Below are 3,524 nucleotides of genomic sequence, written 5' to 3'. Positions count from 1 at the left end.
CCCCCGTCCCGCCCCGCCACAGCCTCTTCGAAGACCTCCAGGCCCTCCTGGTGGCGCCCCTGGTGGTCGCTTTCGCCGTGCTGCTGTTCCGCCATGCCGGTCTCCTCACCGGCGGCACCACCGGCCTCGCCTTCCTCGCCCATTACGGCCTCGACCTGCCGTTCGGCCCCGCCTTCTTCCTCATCAACCTGCCCTTCTACTTCTTCTCGGTGCGGGCCCTGGGCTGGAACTTCACCCTCAAGACCTTCATCGCCGTGGCCCTGCTCTCCCTCTATACGGAGCTGCTGCCGGCCCACGTCACCTTCGCCAGCCTGGAGCCGGTCTTTGCCGCCCTCATGGGGGGCTTTCTCACCGGCATCGGCCTGCTCATGCTGGTGCGCCACCGGGCCAGCCTCGGCGGCCTCGGCGTCATGGCCGTGTATCTACAGGAGCGGCGCGGCTGGCGCGCCGGCCACGTGCAGATGGCCGCCGACGTGGCCATCCTTTCGGCCGCCCTGCTGGTGCGGGACCCTTACCACGTGCTGCTCTCCATCCTCGGCGCCGTCGCCCTCAACTTCGTCATCGCCGTCAATCACCGCCCCGGCCGCTACGCCGGCACCTGACCCATGGCCCGGGACGACGACTACGAACTGCGGCAGAGCGTGCCGCCCGAGCGCCTCAGCGGCCGCCCCTACCTCAAGGACGAGGCGGACGAACTGGCCCTCCACTTCGACTTCCGCACGGTGCAGAGCACCATGTCCAAGGCCGACCCCACGGCCCTCACCCTGGGCTACACCCGCTCCATGATGGGCTTCCTCCTGCTCCATCCGGAGCCGGCCCGCATCGCCATGATCGGCCTGGGGGGCGGTTCCCTGGCCAAGTACTGCCTGCAGCGCCTGCCCGGGGTGGATTTCACCGCGGTGGAGATCGACCCGGCGGTGATCGCCCTGCGCGACGAGTTCCGCCTGCCGCCTGACGGCGACAACTTCCGCGTCGTCTGCGCCGACGGGGCCGACTACATCCGGGCCATGGAGGACAGCGTGGACGTGCTGCTCATCGACGGCTTCTGCCTCGACGGCCTGCCGCGCCAGCTCTGCACCACCGCCTTCTACGACTACTGCTACGCCCGCCTCAAGCCCGGCGGCGTCATGGTGGTCAACCTGTGGGCCGGCGACGACCTGCTGCAGCTCTACCTGGGCCGCCTGCGCCAGTGCTTCGACGGCCGGGTGCTGCTGATCGACGCCCAGGAGGAAGGCAACCAGATCGCCTTCGCCTGCAAGCAGGAGGACTTTCCCCCGTCCCTGGAGCAGCTGCGCAGTCGCAGCAACGAGCTGGCCCCCGCCCACCCCATCGACCTGCCGGACACCGCCGCCCGCCTGCGCCGGGCCCTGGAAGGCCGGCGCAAGCAGCGGGGCCGCGGCCGCTCCGCCTGAACCTCGGCAAGAGGCCGCAGCGGTGGCCAAGCTGCTGTTTCCACGGCACTGTTTGCAGCGATAGGCCAGCACCGCGGCAGGCCTTCCGCTACAATGCCGGCCTGCCCGTCGTCGGGGCCGGCCGCCGGGCACCAGCCCGCCGCCGCTCCGCCGCACCCCTGCCGACCGCCGCCCGGGCGCCGGCCTCCCCCTCAGCAGCACCGGAGTCCCCATGTCAGACCTGCTCAGCGACCGCCTGGCCGCCGCCCATTCCGCCCGCAACGAACTGCTGCCCCAGCTGCACGCCGAAGGCACCAATGCCTACCGCCTCTTCCACGGCAGCGTCGAAGGCCGCTCCGGCCTCACCGTGGACCGCTACGGCGACCTGCTGCTGGTGCAGAGCTTCCACACGCCCCTGGAAGCCGGCGAACTGGCCGACCTGGAAGCCTTCTACGCCGGCGTCCTGCCCGGCCTGGACTGCATCTACAACGACCGCAGCCGCGCCAATTCCCGCATCGCCAACGATCTGCCGCCGGAAAAGGTGGAACCGGCCCACCGCCCGCGGCAGTTCAGCGAACTGGGCGTCAATTACCTGATCCAGGCCCGCCACGCCGGCCAGGACCCCTGGCTGTTCCTGGACCTGCGGGCCGGCCGCCGCCGCATCATGCAGGAAGCCGTCGGCAAGTCCGTGCTCAATCTCTTCGCCTACACCTGCGGCGTCGGCATCGCCGCCGCCAAGGCCGGGGCCGCCTTCGTCGTCAATGTGGATTTCGCCGAAAGCAGCCTGGCCGTGGGCAAGAGCAACGCCGCCCTCAACGAACTCAATCACCGGCCCCGCTTCATCAAGAGCGACGTTTTCCCCGCCATCCGCCAGCTGGCCGGCATCGGCCAGCCCAAGATGGTGCGGGGCAAGCGCATGCCCCCCTTCATCGAACTGGAGCCCCGCCAGTTCGACCTGGTGTTCCTCGACCCGCCCCGCTACGCCAAGAGCCCCTTTGGCGTGGTGGACCTGGTGAACGACTACCCGGCCCTGTTCAAGCCGGCCCTGCTGGCCACCGCCGAAGGCGGCACCCTGGTCTGCTGCAACAACGTGGCCGAAGTGCAGCGCGACGCCTGGCTCGACCAGCTGCAGCGCAGCGCCCGCAAGGCCGGCCGGGAAGTGCGGGCGGCCGAATGGATCGTCCCCGAGGCCGACTTCCCCAGCCCGGACGGCCAGCCGCCCCTGAAGACGGTGCTGCTGCGGGTCTGACCTCCGTCTGCCGACCAAGCCGGAAAAAAGCGGCGCTCCTCCGGGAGTGCCGCTTTTTTTATGGATGAGGCCGACACGGCGACGACCGCACTCGTCCAACGGCGCCAGGGCGCCATGCGGCAAAAGCCGCGGTCACGTTGCCCGCCCCACTGGGCGACGCACCACCGGCATCGCCGCTGCCACGACTCACCCCGCGCCGCACGGCGGCAGGCGGCGACGTTTTCCCGCTTGGGATGCCCCACTTGGCGTACACTGCGAGGCCTGAAGATTTCCACGGCCCCACCATGACCCGCTCCACCCTCAAACTGCCGAGTAAAAAAGCCGGCGACGCCAGCAGCGAACCTTCCCGCGATCCGGCGCGCAAGCCCATCCGCGGCGGCAACCGCGCCACCCGCAACCAGCCCCGGGCGGAAGCCCCGGCCCGGGACGAGGTGCCCCGCCGCTCCGCACCGCGCAGTGAAGAGTCACCCCGCCGCCGCAGCGAAGGCGAACAGCCGCGCCGGGAAGGCAGCGACCATGCCCGTCCGCCGCGGCGCAGCGACGCCCCCGGCAAGCCGACCTACGGCCGCGATGGTCGTGATAGCCGCAGTGACCGGAATGGTGAAGCACCGCGCCGCCCCCGCCGGGAAGACGGCGAACGCCCCTACGGTGACCGGGACCGCCCGGCCCGGGGCAAGCCCGCCGGCCGCGATGAGCGGCCGCCACGCCAGGCCGATGGCCGCCCGCCCCGGCGCAGCGATGAACCCGGCAAGCCCGCCTACGCCCGCGACGGCCGGGATGGGGATGCCCCCCGTGGGCCCCGCGCCCCCCGCCGCGAGGACGGTGAGCGCAGCTACGGCGAACGCAAGCCCGCCGCCCCTTTCGGCAAGCCCCGCAGTGAGGAC

Annotated in this window: 3 protein-coding genes and 1 pseudogene; all 4 read left to right on the top strand. The window is 71.3% G+C overall.

Annotated features, from left to right (window positions below; all coding sequences use genetic code 11):
* Positions 1–602 (top strand): YitT family protein (locus AC1RTA_RS16485; RefSeq protein ID WP_492785352.1); only part of this gene is annotated, 602 nt, incomplete at its 5' end.
* Positions 603–605: 3 nt separating this feature from the next.
* Positions 606–1,412: a fused MFS/spermidine synthase gene (locus AC1RTA_RS16480; RefSeq protein ID WP_287874793.1), complete on the top strand. Its 807-nt coding sequence runs from the start codon at positions 606–608 to the stop codon at positions 1,410–1,412.
* A gap of 211 nt (positions 1,413–1,623) precedes the next feature.
* Positions 1,624–2,640 carry a class I SAM-dependent rRNA methyltransferase gene (locus tag AC1RTA_RS16475; RefSeq protein WP_492785351.1) on the top strand — a complete coding sequence of 339 codons (1,017 nt, stop codon included), beginning with the start codon at positions 1,624–1,626 and terminating at the stop codon, positions 2,638–2,640.
* Positions 2,641–2,924: 284 nt separating this feature from the next.
* A pseudogene (locus AC1RTA_RS16470) lies at positions 2,925–3,524 on the top strand (hypothetical protein); the annotation flags it as partial.

This window comes from Azospira sp. MPR-E4, from assembly GCF_058809645.1.
The sequence above is the reverse complement of the archived record's forward strand: the minus strand, read 5'-3'. Positions and strand labels throughout refer to the sequence as shown.

What these genes read in the sequence shown, in the direction of transcription:
- AC1RTA_RS16480 (WP_287874793.1), top strand. Translation starts at nt 606, where the DNA reads ATGGCCCGGGACGACGACTACGAACTGCGGCAGAGCGTGCCGCCCGAG.
- AC1RTA_RS16475 (WP_492785351.1), top strand. Translation starts at nt 1,624, where the DNA reads ATGTCAGACCTGCTCAGCGACCGCCTGGCCGCCGCCCATTCCGCCCGC.